This window comes from Bradyrhizobium sp. HKCCYLRH2060 (genome assembly GCF_051168135.1).
Lineage (GTDB): Bacteria > Pseudomonadota > Alphaproteobacteria > Rhizobiales > Xanthobacteraceae > Bradyrhizobium.
Window position 1 is genome coordinate 397,262 of sequence record NZ_JBNPUK010000002.1, and the last position, 18,331, is coordinate 415,592.

Sequence of the window (18,331 nt, forward strand, 5' to 3'; positions counted from 1 at the left end):
GCCAGCGGATGTTCCTTCCCCGGATTCACCCGCACACTTCGGATGCTCCCGGGTTTTGCCGCTGCGGGAGCATCCGAATTTTTTATCGGCCTCGTCGCGCAGTTCGCGCCAGCTATCAGGTCTCACCTGCGAGGCCACGTTGCTGCGGAGATGGTCGGGGCAGCTGGATTCGAACCAACGACCTGCAGTACCCAAAACTGCCGCGCTACCAGGCTGCGCTATACCCCGATGTTCTCAAGGGACGATTGTCCTCGACGAACCCGTCACTACACGGTCGCGGCCTCGGCAGCAAGACCGCGGCCTGGCCGTGAAGATGGAGCCGACATGAAAACGGCCCCGGAAAGCACCTTTCCAGGGCCGTCAAGTGCAGTGATCGCAAGCAACTCAGTGCGAGGACAATGCCGGCGAACCCGTCTCGGGGTGGATCTCGGCCGCCATCATGCCCTTGGAGCCGGGCCCGTAGCGGACCAGCACCCATTGGCCGGGGCGCAGCTCGGTCATGCCGTAGCGGCGCAGGGTCTCCATGTGGACGAAGATGTCCGGGCTCCCTTCCCCGCAGGTCACGAAGCCGAAGCCGCGCAGGCGGTTGAACCACTTGACCTGGGCTCGCTCCAGCCCGCTGGTCGGCGTCACCGTGACATGGGTGCGCGGCGGCAGCATCTGCGCCGGATGGATCGCCGTCGACTCGTCCATCGAGACGATGCGGAAGGCCTGGTAGCCCTTGGAGCGCTGCACGCACTCCACCACCAGGCGAGCCCCTTCATAGGCGGTCTGGTAGCCGTCGCGCCTGAGCACCGTGACGTGCAGCAGCACGTCCGGCCAGCCATTGTCGGGAACGATGAAACCGTATCCCTTCGAGGCGTCGAACCATTTGATGACGCCGCTGATTTCGACGAGGTTCTCGCCAAGACCGGTCATCGCATCGATTGCCGAGTCGCGCGCGACGCCGGTTTGATATTCCGCCCCGAGCCGGGTTGGTGTCGAACCACCAACGACCGGCACCCCAAGCTTCTTGGACTCAAATCCGTCCGACCCCATAACCCCGGACCTCACATATGAATTGTGAGCCGCCACCCCTGCAACGGCGCCCTCATACACGTGCTCACCACCTATACCCACGATGAGTCACGCGAATCTCTCGAATCAAAGATAACATTCCCTCGTGCCGCGCATAGATAAAAATCGGTTTCACTGAGGCATATGAACAGAGATGCCGACAAAAATGCATCAATTTCCGTTCAATTACGGACGAACGATCCGAGTACTTCGCCGATCTCGTGGTGGACAACGAGGTCGGCAACGTCGTCCTGATCGGTCGGTTCCCGGTTGATGATCACGAGTCGCGCGCCAGCCCGCTTTGCCATCAATGGAAAGCCAGCGGCCGGCCACACAACCAGCGACGAGCCGATCGCGACGAACAGATCACAGTGCTGCGCGAGCTCGGTGGCGCGCTGCATTTCATGCTCCGGCATCGACTGACCAAAGGATACCGTCGCGGTCTTCACCGGCTCCGCGCAATCGGGGCAATCCGGCGCGGCCCCGTCGGCCTCGAAGCGCTGGCGCACCCAGGTGAGCTCATAGCGCTGCCCGCATCCGATGCATCGCGCGTAGGTGGTGTTGCCGTGCAGCTCGATGACGTGATCCGGCGCGAAACCGGAGTCCTGGTGCAGGTTGTCGATGTTCTGAGTGATCACGGCCGGAATTTTCCCCGCACGGTAGAGCGACGAAAGCGCCAGGTGTCCGCGGCCGGGCCGCGCCGCGGCAAACGTCTCCTGCATCGCGAAGCGCCGCCGCCAGGCCTCGTCCCGCGCCTCCTGGCTGGCGACGAATTCGTCGAAATGGATCGGCCGGTTTCGCGTCCATAGACCGCCGGGAGACCGGAAATCCGGAATGCCCGTCTCGGTCGATATTCCAGCGCCGGTGAAGGGCACGATCACACGCGCCGCAGCGATCATGTCTCCCAGGCGGTTCACCCCGTCGTGCAGATCGGATGCAATCATCAGCGGCGGCCCCGAACCATGAAACCTCGCACCATCATTGTCCTCCCTTCATAGCACGGCAAGCTGGCTCCCGCCTCCGAGCATGTCCGGCCCGGCTGCGTCGTTGCGCCACTCCGCATCCTCCGGAACCAGCCGTGAACGACGCGACCGCAAGCAAGACGAGTCGGATCGTTCCGTTCTACCTGAAGACGTTGGCGGTGCTCGCCTTCTGTCCCCAGCAAAACGCGCGAGCCGCCTGCAGCGGGGCCGGGCGTCCGCAATCACGCCTCAATCGGACATCCACATCGCGCCAGCGATTCGCCAGGAAGTTTGTCACGCGTCTCAGGGCGAGGCTCGCCGGATAGCGACCGGAGCAGAGAGGATCCGTGAGGCAGAACGAGACGCAGGACGACCGCCGCGCGAAGGAGCGCGCCGACATCACCGCAAGGATTGCACGGTTCAAGTCGACCCAGGAGAAGTTCGCGCGCGAACGCGAGGAATATGCCCGCTTGGCGTGGAAGAAGGCACAGCGCGGCGAGGCCGCGGAATAGCAGGGATGAGAGAAGAGCCCGGAAGCTTTCGCCATCCGTGCCCTCCTCCTTACGACTGGCGCTTACCAGTGATGACGCCAGTGGTGGTAGCGATGATAGTACGGTCCGCCGTAATAGGCATACGGCCCGGGCGCGTAGACGTAACGCGGGCCGTAGTCGTAGTAGCCGTAGCCCGGACCATAGTAATACGGGTGCGACGCCGCGATCGCGCCGGCGGTCAGCGCTCCCGCCGCGAGGCCGAATGCGAGACCCGGGCCGATGCCGCGCGCCTGTGCCGGAGCGGGTGCCGCCAGTGCGGTGATGGCGACGGCGCCCGCGGTCGCCAGAACAGCCAATGTCTTTCTCATGATCGAATGTCCTCCAATTCCCGTGCGTCCAAACAACGCAGATGCTGGGGAGTTGGTTGCAGGCAGGCTCACCGCCGCGCGCGTCTGGAACCGTCACCGTCGCCACACGTTCACTGCCATGGGGGGGAATCCGCGATGGCATCCTGGCTGGAACTTCTGTTCAACATCATCGGCTATGGCGGATTCGTCGTGCTTGCGTCCTGTCATCCCAGGACCGAGGCGGCCGGTGTGGCGCCTGAAACAGGAGCGGACGACGGCGCGGATCTGAACGGCGAGCGCCGCTAGAGCCGAGCTTTGCGGCGATCGCCGGGCCTTCATCCACAGTCGATCCAACGCTTGTCCACAGCTCCTCGCCTGGACTCTCCGGATTGCGGATCAACGGCTTGCTGCGCCATATCCACCGGCTTCTCCCCAGCACGCGCGACGGCGCTCCTGCGCGGGCCGGAGGTCGCACGGGCCGGTCAATTTTCCCGCAAAATCCTTTGAACCTGCCTGCGCCACCCCGAGACAGATCAGTACTGGGGATTTCAGGGCCCAGTGCTCGAGGGTGGCGCCACGCGACGAAGATATTCCGTCGCGCTGGCGCTGCTGTCGTTTTTCGGGCCCCCGTGGTGCCAACCTTCGCGATCCGGGGACGGCGGCGCTTCGGCGACCGCAACGCTCAGCCGCGCTGCAACCACATAGCCGCAACGAAAAAGGCCTCCCTTCCGGGAGGCCTTTGACGTGATCACGACCGTGACTGACGGTCAGATCAGGCAACCGCGTCCTTGGCGGCCTTGACCGGGCGCGCGCGCACGATCTTGCGGGCCGGCTTGGCCTTGAACATCATCTCTTCGCCGGTGAAGGGGTTGGTGCCCTTGCGCGCCTTCACGGCGGGCTTCTTGACGACGACGAACTTGGCGAAGCCCGGCACCAGGAACACGCCGTTCTTCTTCAGCTCCTTGTGGCCGACGTCGGTGAGCGTCTCCATGACGTTCTTGACGTCGCGCTTGGACAGCTCGGTCGAGGTCGCAATCTTCTCGATCAGTTGCGACTTGGAAAGTTGGGTAGCCATCGTATCTCCTTGTGATTGATACTGGTGAATGACGTGACGACTGCGCGGCTATCAGCGCATTGCTGCGCAGACTGGTCGGGGCTTTCTGGCTGCATTGCACAGCCGGGACTTCAGTCGTCTGGTGGCGTATCACCCCGCGATTTTCGGGATTCTCCTGCATTTCAAGGGGCCCCGAAGCACCCACAGCGGCGCCAAAATTCCAACGGAGCGCGCAGAAGTCAAGCTGCGTTGGCGATCGAACGGAGCATGCGATTCATTTTCCCCTATATTTCTAGGCATTTTCGACGGTCCTGCGTGATTTTGGCCGCACATTGCAGGCGAAACACGCTGAAATACCTGCATGCGGTCGCATCGCGCCCGTTCATCCATGCCGCGAATCACTGCCAAAACAGCGATTCGCGGGCATGCGGAGAGGCTTTCGCAACACCGCGCAGCCCATCGAATGCGTCGCCGCGCGCACCGCACATCCGCGCGAGCCGGCATCGCCGCAGCATCGGGCTCGATACACGGGCGAACGAATTGCTGCTATGGATCGGCGTCCGCAGGCGGCCATTGACCATCCGCTTCGAGTTCAGGGAGAGAAGAAACGATGCGTTATCTCCACACCATGCTGCGCGTGCGCAATCTCGACGCCGCGCTCAAATTCTATTCCGATGCGCTCGGCCTCAAGGAGGTGCGCCGGATCGACAACGACAAGGGTCGCTTCACACTGGTGTTTCTCTGCGCACCCGAGGATGAACACCTGCTGAAGAGCCTGCCGCCGACGCGCGGCGCCCCGCTGGTCGAGCTCACCTACAATTGGGACGAGGAGAGCTATGGCGAGGACCGCTTCTTCGGCCATCTCGCCTATGAGGTCGACGACATCTACGCCACCTGCGACCGGCTGATGAAGCTCGGCATCACCATCAACCGGCCGCCGCGCGACGGCAACATGGCGTTCGTCCGCTCGCCCGACCTGCACTCGATCGAGCTGTTGCAGAAGGGCGAGCCGAAGGCGCCCGCCGAGCCCTGGCTGTCGATGCCGAACACCGGACATTGGTGAGTCATCTGCCCGCGTGATTCCGGCCGGAACATCGAGGCCACCCTCGCGTTGTCGTTCCGATTGACGGTGAGGATACGAGGAGGCCGAGATGGGTCGTGGAATTCTATTGTGGTTGTTGGGCGTGCCGATTCCGGTGATCATTCTGCTGTGGCTGTTCTTCGGCCGCTGATCCCGCGAACGACGCGTTCGACCGAAAAGCCCCGCCAACGAGCGGGGCTTTTTGCGTAACATGCGCTAATGATGACGCTCGCCAGAGAGGAGCCGAACGTGTCCGCCGACAACAGACTGACGATCTGGGGCCGCCCCAATTCGGTGAACGTGCAGAAGGTGCTGTGGTGTCTCGCCGAGCTCGATGTCGCCCATGACCGGATCGACGCGGGGATGCAGTACGGCCGCAACAACGAAGCGGACTATCTCGCGATGAATCCGAACGGCCGCATCCCGACCCTGGTCGAGGGTGATTTCGTGCTGTGGGAGAGCAACGCGATCATGCGCTACCTCTGCCTCGCTCACGGCGACGGCACGCCGCTCTACCCGACGACGCCGCGGCACCGCGCCGCGGTGGAGCGCTGGCTGGACTGGACGCTGTCGACGGTGCAGCCGATCGAGCGTCCGCTGTTCTGGGGATTGGTGCGTACGCCGCCGGAGCAGCGCGACATGCCCGCCTTGCAGAAGGCGGCCGACGACGCCGCGGCGATGTGGCGCATCCTCGACGCGCATCTGGCCACACGCAGCCATGTCGAGGCCGAGCGCTTCACGCTCGCCGACATCGCGCTCGGCGCCTATGCGCGGCGCTGGTTCGGAGTCGAAGGTGTTGTCAAGCCGGAGCTGCCGAGTCTCGCGCGCTGGTACGGACAGATCGCGCAACGCCCGGCCTTCATCCGCCACATCGCGCCGCCGCTGTCGTGAGCGCCTCAGCGGCCGGCCGAGGTGCCCATCTCGACGCCCAGGGCGCCGCCGACCTTCACGCAGGTATCGGTTCCCTCGACGCGTACGAAGTTCGCACCGTAGGACGCGCAGGGATTGTTGGTGGCGGCGCCTGAACTGGGTGCGGCCTTATTCGGCCCAGCCTTATTCGGCCCGGGAAGCGATGGCGCAAGAAGCGATGACCCCGGCGAGCCGGCGGCCGCAACGGTCACGGCGGCGAACGCCGCGAGGACGCCCAGGATGAGAGATCGACACATGCCGCTTGTTAGCGCGTCTGCGGCAGTGAAGCGATACCGGTCTATTTGCCGATGAACTTGACGCCGACCGAGGCGCCGCGGCGCCACACCACCTGGCACTGCCGGCCGGTTCTTGCGTCGCGCGCGAAGGCGAGCCGGATGGTCGCCGGCAGCGCCGCCGCGTCCTGCAAGGTCAGCTTGGCGCCGGCGCTGGAAATGTCCTGAACCAGGCAATGGCGCACGGCGAACCCGCCATCCAGCGTGATCCACGCCGGCTGCTTCATCGATTTGCGGGCTTCCCGCTTCTTGGGCGCGGCCATCATCCTGCTCCTGCTCGCCCGCTGCAGTACGGCAAGGACCCTAATGGACGGTTGACCGGATCACGTACTGGGCGTGCGATTCATGGATGCAGGACCCCGCGCCGACACGTCTCGGCGCAAACCGTCCGTTTCAAGATCGGAGATGGAAGGAAAGCCGGCGCGGAATGGCGCTCCCTAGCGGAATCGAACCGCTCTCTCCACCGTGAAAGGGTGGCGTCCTGACCGATAGACGAAGGGAGCAATACGCACGATGCCAGAGGGCACGAGGCCCCGGTGCCATCGCCGCTTGCACGTTTCGGCAAAACCTTCAGCAAATCAGCCGCTTGAGGCGATGATCTGCGAGGTCGGCTGAACCACCGACGGTGATTCCGTGCCGCGCGCCGAACGTATAGAGGCGTTTCGCCGGCCGGGCAAGCCACCCCGTGCCGGTCTTTCCAGTCTGGTCCCGCATGCTCAACGGGCCGCAAACAGCGGAGAGATGCCGTCCGTGTCGATGTAGACCACGCCGTCCTCGACCTTCACCGGATACGCGGCCAACGCACTCTCCGGAGGGTGGAGCGGTGCGCCGGTACGGGCATCCCACGTCCAATTGTGCACGGGGCAACTGAGCACGCGGCCGTCGAAGCCGGCCTCCTCCATCGGCGCCGCGGTGTGCGGGCAGACGCCCTGGAACGCCTTGAGCTCGCCATCGTCGGGCCAGGCCAGGATGATGAGCTGGGCATCGGCGATCACGAGGCGCATGCCGCCTTCGTCGATGGTGTCGGCCTTGCAGACACGGGTGAACATTCACTGGCCTCATGCTTTCCGTTGCGAACATCGCACGCGAAGCAGCCCGAGCAAGACTCGTTCCGAGGATCGCGCCGTGCCCGCGAGCCCGACAAGACCGTGGCACCCTTCTTGCTGCCCTTCCGGCATCTTCGTCGAACGAGCCATCATGTCGCAAAGGCGACAGACCGTTCGGCGGCGAGCTGCTGCGGAGTGCGACATGACCGACATGACCGAGCTGAGAACGCGCAAGGAGCCGCTCAATCTCGCCATCGTGCATGTCGATCCCGACGCCTTCATCGCCAACCTCACGGCTTGGCTCGAGATCACCGCCTTCATCAAGGCGCAGCGCGCCGGCGAGGCCACGGTGCCTGCCGACGGCAAGACGCCCGCATTGTCGGCGGCGCAATTGAAGAACGGCGGCGTCCATGAGGTCGGCAACGACGCGCTGTTCGCCTTCGCGATGACGGCGTCGCTCAAGGGCGACAAGGCGGCGGTCGACACGGTCGAGACGGCCCTGCTCGACGGCATGGGCAAGGATTTTCCCGGCTCGTTCGCGCTGTGGCACTTCCGCGCCACGATCGATGCGCCGACCACGCTGGACGATTTCGTCGGCCAGGCCGGCAGGAAGATGCTGACCGGCGATCTGTCCCCACCGCCCCTGCGCGCCAAGGAAAATTGGAGCGCCGGACTGCGCTTCTTCGAGAAGGCGCGCAAATCGAACTTCGTCCACGAGATCATGTATCCGCTGGCGAAATGGACGCGGGCGCGCTGGTCCGACACGGCGGAGAAAGGCGTCGCCTTCCTGCACCACATCGAGGACAACGTCCCGGTGCTGCGCGAGGTGCTCGCGGAGCCCCGCAACGATCAGGCCTTCATCGCCAACGTGCTGCTGCGGCTCGCACCCGCCGTCGATATGGAGCTGAACGAGGAATATCAGGGCTTCCTGCGCTCGCTGGCGCGACGCAACTGATCCAGGAGGGGCGATTCCAGGACGCCCCGCCCACGCAAAAAGGCCGGCGGGCGTTACGCCGCCGGCCTCTTGTCGCGACTGCCGGCTCCGGCCGTCCGGTTCCGTCGCACTCCTGGGGGAGCATGCGAACAGGGTCGCGCGGCCTGGTTAACGATGTCTTAATACAAGCCAGCCAACCGTATGCTTACGGGGCAGCACCGTCAGCTCAGCAGCAACGGGAGCTTCTTCTCGCGACGGAGCGCGCGCTCCTGACAGCCCGACAGCCGGATGAGCTTCTGCGGATACATGTCATAGCCGTGGCTGCCGAAGGCGTTCTGCTGCGCCATCGGGACCTGCGCAGGCCTGCCCGTCGCGTCGACGGCACCTGCATCCTGCGAACCTCGGGCCGGTTCGAGCCCTGTGTTCAAAGCGGTCATAGCCAACTCCGAGACGAGTGCCTACCCCCGAGCTGAAACTATAGTCCACGGCTCGCGGGGCGCAATTGGGCAAAATGCCATCAGCCGGCCGTGGCGCGCGCCTGCTCCGCCTCCTGTTCCCAGCGCAGGATGGTCCGCTCGAGATTGTGGAATTTCTCGGCGACGTCGCCGTCGAACAGCGGGTCCTTGCGGTCGGACATGCGGGCGTCGATGTCGGCCCAATCCTCCGCCTGGAGGGTACGCAGCGCCGCGGGAAACAGCAGGGTCTCCTCCTTGCGCAGATGCTCGCGCTGGCTGTCGATGAACTCATTCACGGCGGCGTGGAAGCTCTCGCGCAGGATCTCCTGGTCCGACAGCACCGCGTTCACGGCGTCGGCAAAGCCGCGCAGCCGCCGCGCCTCGGTCTCATGCTCGTCGTCGACGTCGCCATAGGCCGCGGCCGCGGCTGGATCGCGCTCGCGCAGCTTGCCGAAGATCATCTCCTCCTTGGGATGATGACAGCGCTGCGGATAGTCCTCGAAATAGGCGATGATGCTCTGCAGAATGTCGTAGTCCGGCCGCCGATTGTGATCGAACAGCTCCAGTTCGTGCTCGAGCACCGAGAGAAGCTTCTCGAGATTCTCGTGCTCCTGCAGCAGCGCTTCGATGATCCTTGCCATGGCCGCCCTCGCCTGTGCGCCGGCCGGGCCTTGCCGAACCGGCATTTTCCCTGAACGCAAAAGACTACGCCCGCGCGGGCGCGGGCGGCATTGCGGCAGATCAAACTGACAGGCCCATGTGACAGGTCAGCGGAACGGGCTCACTCCGCGGCCAGCGCCTGCGGCGCCCGTGCAAGGCCGAGCCGGTCCCAGACGTCGACCAGCGCCTCGGCCAGGGCGTCGATCAGGCCGTCATCATGGTAGGGCGATGGCGTGATCCGCAGCCGCTCCAGGCCGCGCGGCACGGTCGGATAGTTGATCGGCTGGATGTAGATGCCGTGCTCGGACAGGAGCAGGTCGGACGCCGTCTTGCACTTCTCGGGATCGCCGACATGCACCGGCACGATGTGGGTGTCGGACGGCATGACCGGCAGCCCCGAGGCGTTAAGTACGGCCTTGAGCCGCGCCGCCCGATCCTGGTGCCGGTCACGCTCCCACTGCGAGGTCTTGAGGTGGCGGATCGCGGCGGTCGCCGCGGCGCAAACCGGCGGCGGCAAGGCGGTGGTGAAGATGAAGCCCGGCGCATAGGAGCGGACGGCATCGATCAGATTGGCATTGGCAGCGATGTAGCCGCCGAGGCAGCCAAAGGCCTTGGCGAGCGTGCCCTCGAGGATGTCGATGCGGGCCATCGCGCCGTCGCGCTCGGCGATGCCGCCGCCGCGCGGGCCGTACATGCCGACCGCATGGACCTCGTCGACGTAAGTGAGCGCGCCATAACGCTCGGCGAGATCGCAGATCCGGTGCAACGGCGCGACGTCACCGTCCATCGAATACAGGCTCTCGCAGACGATCAGCTTGGGACGGTCGGGATCGGCCGCCCGCAGCAGCTCTTCGAGATGGGCGAGGTCGTTGTGCCGCCAGACCTGCTTCTCTCTCCCGGCCTTGCGGACGCCCTCGATCATCGAATTGTGGTTGAGCGCGTCCGACAGCAGCAGACAGTTCGGCAGCAGTTTTGCGATGGTCGAGATGCCGGTCTCGTTGGAGACGTAGCCCGAGGTGAACACCAGCGCCGCTTGCTTGCCGTGGAGATCGGCGAGCTCGCGCTCGAGTTCGATCAGCGGATGGTTGGTGCCGGCGATGTTGCGGGTGCCGCCGGCGCCGGTGCCCATGCGCGCGGCCACGTCGACCATGGCGCCGATCACCTTCGGATGCTGGCCCATGCCGAGATAGTCATTGGAGCACCAGATCACGACATCCTTCGGCCCCTCCGGCGAATGCCAGATCGCGCGCGGGAAGCGGCCGGCGAGGCGCTCCAGATCGGCAAAGACGCGATAGCGCCGCTCCTGGTGCAACTGGTCGAGGGCACGGTCGAAATAGCTGTCGTAGTTCATCACCTGATCCGTCCTTCCCCTGCCCGCGTCCCGAACCTGCGTTCCGGCGCGCCCTTGGAGCCCTGCTCGGGGTCGGACCAAAGCGCAATCCGGCGCCTTCTTCGTTGATCCAGATCAGGGATCGCGCACATTGCCGGGCATCCGGACACCGCTCGCCGCGGCTCTCATCACGACGCGCGCGGAGGCATTCAGGCGGACAGCGGATTCCCCGCATCGGCAATATCGAGCCGTAGCGGCGCCCCGCTATCAAGAAAGGCGGACAGATCGCCCTCGTACGGTGCGGGGTCGAGACCGCGCGCGGACAGCCATTGCGGCTCGTAATAGGTCTGGCGGTAGCGCTCCCCGGAATCGCAGATCAGCGTGACCAGCGACCCCGTCTGTCCCTGCTGCCGCATCTCCGCCGCCAGCCGGCACAGCGCCAGGAAGTTGGTTCCGGTCGAGCCGCCGACCGGCCGCCGCAGCCGCCGCGTCAGCACGTTCATGGCCGCCACGGACGCGGCATCCGGCACCTTCATCATCCGGTCCACCACGCCAGGCACGAAGGACGGCTCGCAGCGCGGACGGCCGACGCCTTCGATCAATGACGGCCGTTCGCAAGTCCGGGCGCTGTCGCCGTTGCAGAAGGCGTCGAAGAAGGCCGAATGCTCGACATCGGCGACGCACAGCCGCGTCGGGTGGCGGCGGTAGCGCAGATAGCGGCCCATCGTCGCCGACGTGCCGCCGGTCCCTGCGCCCATCACGATCCATTCCGGCAGCGGACAGCGCTCGCCCTGCAACTGGTTGAAGATCGACTCGGCGATGTTGTTGTTGCCGCGCCAATCGGTGGCGCGCTCGGCGAAGGTGAACTGGTCCATGTAGTGGCCACCGAGCCGGCCTGCGAGCGCGGCCGCCTCGGCATAGAGAAACCGGCCGTCGTCGATGAGGTGGCAATTGCCGCCGTAATGCGTGATCGCGGCGATCTTCTCTTCCGAGGTGGTGCGCGGCATCACCGCGTAGAACGGCACGCCGATCATCTGCGCGAAATAGGCCTCCGAGACCGCTGTCGACCCGGAGGAGGCCTCGACCACCGGCGTGCCTTCCCGGATGTGGCCGTTGCACAGCGCATAGAGAAACAGCGATCGGGCCAGCCGATGCTTGAGGCTCCCGGTCGGGTGGGTCGATTCGTCCTTCAGGTAGATGTCGATGCCGGCGAGCGCGGGCACGATCAGCCGGATCAGATGCGTGTCGGCGGTCCGGCACTGGTCGGCCTCGATGGCCGCCACGGCGTCGTCGACCCAGCCACGGCGATAGCGTGGACCACAGGCTCTGTCGGAAGCTGACCAAGGCGGCGAATTCATCGCGGCAACCGACCATGATCCATCCGCCACATCAAGCCCGGCCGACCGTTCATGCCGCGCAAGCTGGGGGCAAATGGTCCGGCAGCGGCTCGGCGCCGGCCGCGCACTTGGCGCCGTTCGAGAGCGAGCGCAACCGCGCATTCATTCCACCGGCCAGAACTCGCGCACGACTTGCAACCTTCCGATAATGCAAGCGATTTTCGGAAGTTTTTTTTGAATGACGGCGAGAATGGTCAAACAAATGCACGCTTTTGCGACCAAGCTGGAGATGATCGGCCAATAAGACCGAGTCGAGCCTGCATCACGGGCGAGCCGAGCCTGCTCCGAGGGGCACCATGAGAGTTGTTCTTTCGATTGTCCTGGTTGCGTGCGCCATCAGCCAGAGCGCTTTTGCTGAGGGTCTGGAGTGCCGGCGCGTAGCCGACCCGACGCCGCGCTTGAGCTGCGTGGAAACGCCGACGACCGCCCAGGCGCCGAGCCCCTCCCGCACCGACGCCTGGACCCCGGGCGAGCCGCGCCAGGAGGCGCCGGCGCGCGACAGCGATACGGCGACGCCAAGAGGACCCCGGCCCCGTTGAGCCCTGCCGTGCGGCCGCGGACTGCGGCCGCACAGCGGTCCCTCCCCAATCGAGCATCCGGACGGGGTTCTTTCCCTTGAAGGGCGGCTCATTCTGCCGACATGTAGATCTTGCCGTGCGGCCACGGACCGATGTCAAATCCATCCCCCGTGCGGGTGGTGGCGGCCGGTTCGGCCCCGCCGCATTGGATGATCGGAGACCATGGCTTACTTGCCATCGCAAATGAACCTGCTCGAAGCCCTCGCGACCGTGATCGGCACCGCCGCCATCGCGCCCGCGCTGCTGATCCTCTGGCTGGTGGTCGCCGCGGGTGACAATTCAGGCCCCCCGCTCAAGATCTGGACCGCCTTCCTGCTGGGTGCCGCCAGCGTGCTGCTGCTCGGCATCGTCAGGATCCCGTTCCAGCATGTCGGGCTGACGCTGGAGAATCCCTGGATCGCGCAAGCAGTCCGGGCTCTGTTCGGCGTCGCCTTGCCGGAAGAGCTCGCCAAGGTCGCGGTGATCGCCGCGCTCTGGTCGCGGCGCCGGCAGGTCGGCAATGCCATGGACACGGTGTTCTACGGCGCCGCCGTCGGGCTCGGCTTCGCGGCTTACGAGAACCTGGCTTATCTCGTCCAGCATGCCGAGATGTGGCGCTCGCTGGCGGTGCTGCGCAGCGTGCTCACCGTGCCGTTTCATGGCGCGCTCGGCATCATTGCCGGTGCCTATCTCGCGATCGCCCGCACCAGTACGGCGCTCGGCGCCAACCGCCACAATCGCGAAGGGGCGCGGCTGTCGAGCTGGGCACTGGTGCTGGCCGCTCCGGTGATGCTGCATGCGGCCTTCGACTATCCGTTGCTGCTGCTGCAGCGGGCGTCGACCCTCGACGCCGCCGCGCGCCTCTGGCTCGGCGGCGTCAGCGTGCTGATCGGGTTCTCCTCGATCGGCCTTGCCGTGCGGCTGGTGCGCCGGGTCGCCCATCACCACACGCCGCGCACCGAGGTAGCGCGGGCAAGGCTGAGCCAGCTGCGCAGGATGTGGGCGCTGCTGCTGTTCGGCGGCGCCGCCGGCTTCGTCGGGCTCGGATTCGTGCTGACCTCCATTCGGCACTGGCTGCTCAACCCCGACCGCAACGTCGCCGCCGTGCTGGTTCCACTCGGTCTCACCGCGATCATCGTCGGCATGGCCCTTCTGATTGTCACAACGACGGTCTATGTTTTCGGCCGCAACCGGATGCGGACGACGGCCTAGTCCCGGCCTGCTGCGGCCGGCAGAGCAACGAAACGCGCATCGCGCGCTTGTCCGGGCCGCAGGTCCTCACCATGTGCGTGGACAGGCGGCCGCGGCGTTGAGCGCGTGACCTTGCCCGGAGTGACGATCATGACCCTTCCCCAGGATACGATTCCGCCCGAGCTCGAACGCATGAGGTCGCAAATGGGGGCGGCCATGCGCGCGCATTGGAAGGCCTTCCTGATCGAGGGCATCCTGCTCGCGGTGCTCGGCCTGCTGGCAATGATCCTCACCCCGCTGGCGAGCCTCGCGGTCACGATCTTCCTCGGCTGGATGTTCCTGATCTCGGGCATCGCCGGGCTCGCACTCACCTTCTGGGCTCGCGGCATGCCGGGCTTCTGGTGGTCGCTGTTGTCGGCCGTGCTCGCCATCGTCGCCGGAATCATCCTGGTGGCGCAGCCGGTCCAGGGGACGGTGACGCTGACGATCGTGATCGGCGTCTATTTCCTCGCCGAGGGCGTCGCCACTATCATGTATGCGCTGGAGCACCGCCGCGAGCTGTCCGGGCGCTGGTCGTGGCTGGCAATTTCGGGCGTCGTCGACATCGCGATCGCCGGCATCATCATTTCCGGGCTGCCGGGCACGGCGTTGTGGGCGATCGGACTCTTGGTCGGCATCAACCTGCTGTTCGGCGGGCTGTCGATGATCGGCATGGCGCTCGCCGCCCGCAACGCCTGAGTCCGAGGGTTGCGATTTTCGGGATGACAAGCGGCCGCGCGGCCGCTATAGAGCGATCATGATCCACGCCGCCACCAGCTACTATTGGTACTTTAGCTACGACAGCTCGCTGGCGGCGGGAGGATCGCGCTCAATCTGACACATTGCAGCAAGATATCCGAACGAGCCGCCAGACCTGGCGGCTTTTTTATTGCCGGCAGGTGCCCACCCAAGAGACCCAGGAGCCCGCCGTGCTGAGCACCACAGACGATCTTCGTATCAAGGAAATCAAGGAATTGAGCCTGCCGGCGGAGGTGATGGGTGAAATCCCCCGCACCCTCACCGCGACCCGGGTGGTCATGGCCGCGCGCAATGCGATCCACGCCATCCTGACCGGCAGCGACGACCGCCTGCTGGTCATCGTCGGCCCCTGCTCCATCCACGATCCCGCCGCCGCGATCGACTATGCCGGCCGCCTCGCGGCCCTGCGCGAGCGCCTCGCCGACCGCCTGGAGATCGTGATGCGGGTCTATTTCGAGAAGCCGCGCACGACCGTCGGCTGGAAAGGCCTGATCAACGATCCCGGCCTGGACAATTCCTTCGACATCAACAAGGGCCTGCGGCTCGCGCGCAGCGTGCTGTCTGCCGTCAACAATCTCGGCCTGCCGGCGGGATGCGAATTCCTCGACATGACGACCCCGCAATACATCGCCGACCTCGTCGCCTGGGCTGCGATCGGCGCGCGCACCACCGAGAGCCAGATCCACCGCGAGCTGGCCTCAGGCCTGTCGTGCCCGGTCGGCTTCAAGAACGGCACCGACGGCAACATCCGCATCGCCGCGGATGCGGTGAAGTCGGCCGCCCATCCGCATCATTTCATGGCGGTGACCAAAGGCGGCCGCTCGGGCATCGCGGCGACCACGGGCAACGAGGACTGCCACATCATCCTGCGCGGCGGCAGCGGCCCCAATTACGACGCCGCCCATGTCGAGCAGGCCGCGGCCGAGCTGATCAAGTCCGGACTGCCGGCGCGGCTGATGATCGACACCAGCCACGCCAATTCGAGCAAGAAGCCGGAGAACCAGCCGCTGGTCGCCGCCGACGTCGGCCACCAGCTCGCCGCAGGCGAGCAGCGCATCATGGGCGTGATGATCGAGAGCCATCTCGTCGCCGGACGGCAGGACGTCAAGCCGGGCGTGCCGCTGACCTACGGCCAGAGCATCACCGACGGCTGTATCGGCTGGGACACGACGGTGGAGGTGCTGGAGCAGCTCGCCGAAGCCGTCGCCGCCCGGCGTGCGGCGCTTCGCAACTCCCCACACGAGCGCTCGGCGTAACGCTCACGAACCAATAAGGCGGCGCGCGTCGGGCGCGCCGCTGGTCGGACTCAGCAGCCGCGGCAGATGCCCTTGATCTTGCGATCGAGGTCGCGGTCTTCCTTGGTCATGCCGCTCATCGAATTGTCTTCGGTCTGCTCGGCCTTCGGCAGGTCGCTGGGACGCACCTGGCGATGGCCGATCGGCGCCTGCGGCGGCATGCCGCTCTTCGATCCGGTGCCGGCGGAGGAGCCGCTGCCGCTCTGCGCCAGCGCGATGCCGTCAGTCGCGGCCATCAGGAGCCCCATCGCGATCGCAAGTCTCTTCATGTTGCTCCTCCGTGTCAGCGGAATCAGCAGGACACTTCATCCCGCGGCGGGCGGATAGAGGTGCGCCTCACCGCAATAGTCAATCACACGATAGCGCGTTTGCGCAGCTGCCACATGATCCTGCTCAACAGTTTCATCGGCAGTGAGGTATTGCGGCCCCACCGGCGCCTTGCCGTAGCCGCCGGGAATGTCGAGCACGTAGTCGGGCTGGCACAGGCCGGACACCCGGCCGCGCAGCGTTCGAATCAGGGCCTGACCTTGCGCCAGCGTGGTCCGCAGATGCGCCGTGCCCGGCGCGAGGTCGCCATGGTGCAGGTAATACGGCTTGATGCGGATCTCCACGAAGGCGCGCATCAGCGCCTCCAGGGTCGCCGCGTCATCATTGACGCCGCGCAGCAGCACCGACTGGCTGACCATGGGAATGCCGGCATCGATCAGCCGCGCGCAGGCCGCCTGAACCGGAGGACTGAGCTCGCGCGGATGATTGGCGTGCAGCGCGATCCAGGTCGTTGCGCCCGGCACCTTCAGCGCGTCGACCAGCGCTGGCGTGATGCGCTGGGGATCGGCGACCGGCAAACGGGTGTGGATACGGATGATCCTGACGTGCTCGATGCCGGCGAGATCGGCCATGATCTCCTTCAGCCGCCGCGGTGACAGCATCAGCGGATCGCCGCCGGTGAGGATCACCTCCCAGATCTCGCGATGGCCGCGGATGTAGTCGAGCGCGCCGCGATAGGCCTCCTCCGACAGCGCATTGTCCTTGCCGGGCCCGACCATCTCGCGGCGGAAGCAGAAGCGGCAATAGACCGCGCAGACATGCACCAGCTTGAGCAGCACGCGATCGGGATAGCGGTGCACGATGCCGGGTACCGGTGCATGCGAATCGTCCCCGATCGGATCGCCGCGCTCGCCGGGCGCGGCCTTCAGCTCGTCCGGGCTGGGCACGAACTGGCGCGCGATCGGATCGTTGGGATCATCGGCGTCGATCAGGTCGGCGAGATGCGTCGTCACCGCCACGGCGTAGCGCTGCGCCACGCGCGCCAGCGCCGGCTGCTCCGCCGGGTCGGCCAGTCCCTGCGCGACGAGATCCTCGGCGCTGCGCAATGTCGTCGGACGTTCGATCCTGTTCATCGCTCACCTGCCGGCGGTGTCCACACCACCTGGTCGATCCTGATGGCGCCGGCCGCCAGCATCACCAGGCGGTCGAAGCCGAGCGCAACGCCGCTCGCCTGCGGCATCTCGGTCACGGCGGCGAGGAAGTCGTCGTCGAGCGGATAGCGCTCGCCATAGCGGCGCTCCTTCTCGGCCATCTCCTGCTCGAAGCGGCGGCGCTGCTCGGCGGCGTCGGTGAGCTCGCCAAAGCCATTGGCGAGCTCGACGCCGCAGGCATAGACTTCGAACCGCTCGGCGACGCGGGGGTCGGCGGCCACCCGTGCCAGCGCGGCCTCCGGCGCCGGATATTCATAGAGCACGGTGAGCCGACCCTGCCCGAGATGCGGCTCGACATGCTCGACCAGCACCTTGCTGAACAGGTCCGACCAGGTGTCGTCGTCGCTGATCCGGATCTTGCCGGCGGCGGCCTCGGCCAGCGCCGCACGGTCGCCCGCGCCGTCGCGGATGGTCGCGAGCAGGTCGATCCCGGCATGGCGCGCGAACGCGCCGGCAACCGTCAGCAGCTCCGGCTCGGCGAAGGGATCGGCGGTGCGGCCACGGAACGCGAATTGCCGGATGCCGGTGGTCCGGGCGGCGTGGGCGATCACCACGACGGTGTCGGCCATGATCGCGTCGTAAGGCGCCTCCGCCCGATACCATTCCAGCATGGTGAATTCCGGCAGGTGCAGGTCGCCGCGCTCGCGGTCGCGGAACACCCGGGCGAACTCGAATATCCGCCGCTCCCCGGCCGCCAGCAGCTTCTTGCAGGCGAATTCCGGTGAGGTTCGAAAAAAACGCCGGTAGCGGGTTCCATCCGGGCTCGTCAGGTCGGTGCGTGGTGCGTGCAGGTGGGTCTCGTTGCCCGGCGACACCTGCAGGATGCCGGTCTCGACCTCGGTAAAGCCCTGCTCGTCGAACCAGGCTCGCAACGCCCGGGTGATCGCGGCCCGGGCGAGCAGGAACGGCCTGACATCGGCGTGCCGCTGCGGCGACCACCACGGCGAAGGCGCGGGCTCCCGGGACATCAGAGGGTCGTCCGTTCGGGCCGCAAAAG

The 18,331-nt window shown here is 66.0% G+C and carries 22 protein-coding genes and 2 tRNA genes; 8 read left to right on the forward strand and 16 right to left on the reverse strand.

Annotation, left to right across the window (positions count from 1 at the left end; genetic code table 11):
• Positions 1 to 151 precede the first annotated feature (151 nt).
• From ACQR10_RS05610 to ACQR10_RS05620, 3 genes are all read right to left on the reverse strand, one after another.
• A tRNA-Pro gene (locus ACQR10_RS05610) sits at positions 152 to 228 on the reverse strand.
• A gap of 156 nt (positions 229 to 384) precedes the next feature.
• Complete coding sequence (locus ACQR10_RS05615; protein WP_315800077.1) at positions 385 to 1,038, reverse strand: cold-shock protein; 654 nt, start codon at positions 1,036 to 1,038, stop codon at positions 385 to 387.
• 200 nt (positions 1,039 to 1,238) lie between these two features.
• Positions 1,239 to 2,000 (reverse strand): SIR2 family NAD-dependent protein deacylase, encoded by a 762-nt coding sequence (locus tag ACQR10_RS05620; RefSeq protein ID WP_316215758.1) that lies wholly within the window; start codon positions 1,998 to 2,000, stop codon positions 1,239 to 1,241.
• A 365-nt stretch (positions 2,001 to 2,365) separates the two neighbouring features.
• Here ACQR10_RS05620 and ACQR10_RS05625 point away from each other — a divergent pair, with 365 nt between their 5' ends.
• A complete protein-coding gene (locus ACQR10_RS05625; protein WP_315712073.1) occupies positions 2,366 to 2,530 on the forward strand; it encodes a hypothetical protein in 165 nt (54 codons plus the stop codon).
• A gap of 62 nt (positions 2,531 to 2,592) precedes the next feature.
• Here ACQR10_RS05625 and ACQR10_RS05630 read toward each other — a convergent pair whose 3' ends face one another.
• Complete coding sequence (locus ACQR10_RS05630; RefSeq protein ID WP_315800079.1) at positions 2,593 to 2,877, reverse strand: hypothetical protein; 285 nt, start codon at positions 2,875 to 2,877, stop codon at positions 2,593 to 2,595.
• A gap of 135 nt (positions 2,878 to 3,012) precedes the next feature.
• On the opposite strand from ACQR10_RS05630, the gene ACQR10_RS05635 reads away from it, so the two are divergent.
• On the forward strand, positions 3,013 to 3,162 hold the full coding sequence (locus ACQR10_RS05635; RefSeq protein WP_315800080.1) for a hypothetical protein: 150 nt from the start codon (positions 3,013 to 3,015) through the stop codon (positions 3,160 to 3,162).
• Positions 3,163 to 3,628: 466 nt separating this feature from the next.
• On the opposite strand, the gene ACQR10_RS05640 is transcribed toward ACQR10_RS05635, so the two are convergent.
• Positions 3,629 to 3,931 carry an HU family DNA-binding protein gene (locus ACQR10_RS05640; RefSeq protein WP_172109121.1) on the reverse strand — a complete coding sequence of 101 codons (303 nt, stop codon included), beginning with the start codon at positions 3,929 to 3,931 and terminating at the stop codon, positions 3,629 to 3,631.
• Positions 3,932 to 4,520: 589 nt separating this feature from the next.
• Between ACQR10_RS05640 and ACQR10_RS05645 the strand changes: the two genes are divergently transcribed.
• A complete protein-coding gene (locus ACQR10_RS05645; protein WP_012044102.1) occupies positions 4,521 to 4,973 on the forward strand; it encodes a VOC family protein in 453 nt (150 codons plus the stop codon).
• Positions 4,974 to 5,213: 240 nt separating this feature from the next.
• The gene (locus ACQR10_RS05650; protein WP_410051932.1) at positions 5,214 to 5,882 is read left to right on the forward strand and encodes a glutathione S-transferase family protein; all 669 of its coding nucleotides are present in this window, start codon (positions 5,214 to 5,216) and stop codon (positions 5,880 to 5,882) included.
• A 5-nt stretch (positions 5,883 to 5,887) separates the two neighbouring features.
• On the opposite strand, the gene ACQR10_RS05655 is transcribed toward ACQR10_RS05650, so the two are convergent.
• The 4 genes from ACQR10_RS05655 to ACQR10_RS05670 form a co-directional block, all read right to left on the reverse strand.
• Positions 5,888 to 6,157, reverse strand: coding sequence for a hypothetical protein (locus tag ACQR10_RS05655; protein WP_316215757.1), 270 nt, complete (start codon positions 6,155 to 6,157; stop codon positions 5,888 to 5,890).
• A gap of 41 nt (positions 6,158 to 6,198) precedes the next feature.
• Complete coding sequence (locus tag ACQR10_RS05660; protein WP_315712079.1) at positions 6,199 to 6,456, reverse strand: PilZ domain-containing protein; 258 nt, start codon at positions 6,454 to 6,456, stop codon at positions 6,199 to 6,201.
• Between the two features lie 165 nt (positions 6,457 to 6,621).
• A tRNA-Glu gene (locus ACQR10_RS05665) sits at positions 6,622 to 6,696 on the reverse strand.
• Positions 6,697 to 6,909: 213 nt separating this feature from the next.
• Positions 6,910 to 7,242 (reverse strand): Rieske 2Fe-2S domain-containing protein, encoded by a 333-nt coding sequence (locus tag ACQR10_RS05670; protein ID WP_315800082.1) that lies wholly within the window; start codon positions 7,240 to 7,242, stop codon positions 6,910 to 6,912.
• Positions 7,243 to 7,441: 199 nt separating this feature from the next.
• Between ACQR10_RS05670 and ACQR10_RS05675 the strand changes: the two genes are divergently transcribed.
• Positions 7,442 to 8,194, forward strand: a complete 753-nt coding sequence (locus ACQR10_RS05675) for a hypothetical protein (protein WP_316215756.1) — start codon at positions 7,442 to 7,444, stop codon at positions 8,192 to 8,194.
• A gap of 200 nt (positions 8,195 to 8,394) precedes the next feature.
• Here the strand turns inward: ACQR10_RS05675 and ACQR10_RS05680 are convergent, their stop codons facing one another.
• The 4 genes from ACQR10_RS05680 to ACQR10_RS05695 form a co-directional block, all read right to left on the reverse strand.
• Positions 8,395 to 8,610 carry a hypothetical protein gene (locus tag ACQR10_RS05680; protein WP_315800084.1) on the reverse strand — a complete coding sequence of 72 codons (216 nt, stop codon included), beginning with the start codon at positions 8,608 to 8,610 and terminating at the stop codon, positions 8,395 to 8,397.
• A gap of 80 nt (positions 8,611 to 8,690) precedes the next feature.
• Positions 8,691 to 9,269: a hemerythrin domain-containing protein gene (locus ACQR10_RS05685; protein ID WP_316215755.1), complete on the reverse strand. Its 579-nt coding sequence runs from the start codon at positions 9,267 to 9,269 to the stop codon at positions 8,691 to 8,693.
• A gap of 140 nt (positions 9,270 to 9,409) precedes the next feature.
• Positions 9,410 to 10,639, reverse strand: a complete 1,230-nt coding sequence (gene hemA / locus ACQR10_RS05690) for a 5-aminolevulinate synthase (protein WP_316215754.1) — start codon at positions 10,637 to 10,639, stop codon at positions 9,410 to 9,412.
• Positions 10,640 to 10,827: 188 nt separating this feature from the next.
• Positions 10,828 to 11,976, reverse strand: coding sequence for a PLP-dependent cysteine synthase family protein (locus tag ACQR10_RS05695; RefSeq protein ID WP_316215753.1), 1,149 nt, complete (start codon positions 11,974 to 11,976; stop codon positions 10,828 to 10,830).
• Positions 11,977 to 12,755: 779 nt separating this feature from the next.
• On the opposite strand from ACQR10_RS05695, the gene ACQR10_RS05700 reads away from it, so the two are divergent.
• The 3 genes from ACQR10_RS05700 (at position 12,756) to ACQR10_RS05710 (ending at position 15,817) form a co-directional block, all read left to right on the forward strand.
• A complete protein-coding gene (locus ACQR10_RS05700) occupies positions 12,756 to 13,784 on the forward strand; it encodes a PrsW family glutamic-type intramembrane protease (protein WP_315800088.1) in 1,029 nt (342 codons plus the stop codon).
• A gap of 129 nt (positions 13,785 to 13,913) precedes the next feature.
• Positions 13,914 to 14,501, forward strand: a complete 588-nt coding sequence (locus ACQR10_RS05705) for an HdeD family acid-resistance protein (RefSeq protein WP_316215752.1) — start codon at positions 13,914 to 13,916, stop codon at positions 14,499 to 14,501.
• Between the two features lie 230 nt (positions 14,502 to 14,731).
• A complete protein-coding gene (locus ACQR10_RS05710) occupies positions 14,732 to 15,817 on the forward strand; it encodes a 3-deoxy-7-phosphoheptulonate synthase (RefSeq protein WP_316215751.1) in 1,086 nt (361 codons plus the stop codon).
• A gap of 50 nt (positions 15,818 to 15,867) precedes the next feature.
• Here ACQR10_RS05710 and ACQR10_RS05715 read toward each other — a convergent pair whose 3' ends face one another.
• From ACQR10_RS05715 to epmA, 3 genes are read right to left on the reverse strand one after another with little or no spacing between them, the layout of a single operon-like run.
• Positions 15,868 to 16,125, reverse strand: coding sequence for a hypothetical protein (locus tag ACQR10_RS05715; protein ID WP_315800091.1), 258 nt, complete (start codon positions 16,123 to 16,125; stop codon positions 15,868 to 15,870).
• Positions 16,126 to 16,161: 36 nt separating this feature from the next.
• Positions 16,162 to 17,256 (reverse strand): lysine-2,3-aminomutase-like protein, encoded by a 1,095-nt coding sequence (locus ACQR10_RS05720; RefSeq protein ID WP_316215750.1) that lies wholly within the window; start codon positions 17,254 to 17,256, stop codon positions 16,162 to 16,164.
• Positions 17,253 to 18,302, reverse strand: a complete 1,050-nt coding sequence (gene epmA, locus ACQR10_RS05725) for an EF-P lysine aminoacylase EpmA (protein WP_316215749.1) — start codon at positions 18,300 to 18,302, stop codon at positions 17,253 to 17,255. Before epmA ends, ACQR10_RS05720 begins: the two co-directional genes overlap by 4 nt.
• Positions 18,303 to 18,331 lie beyond the last annotated feature (29 nt).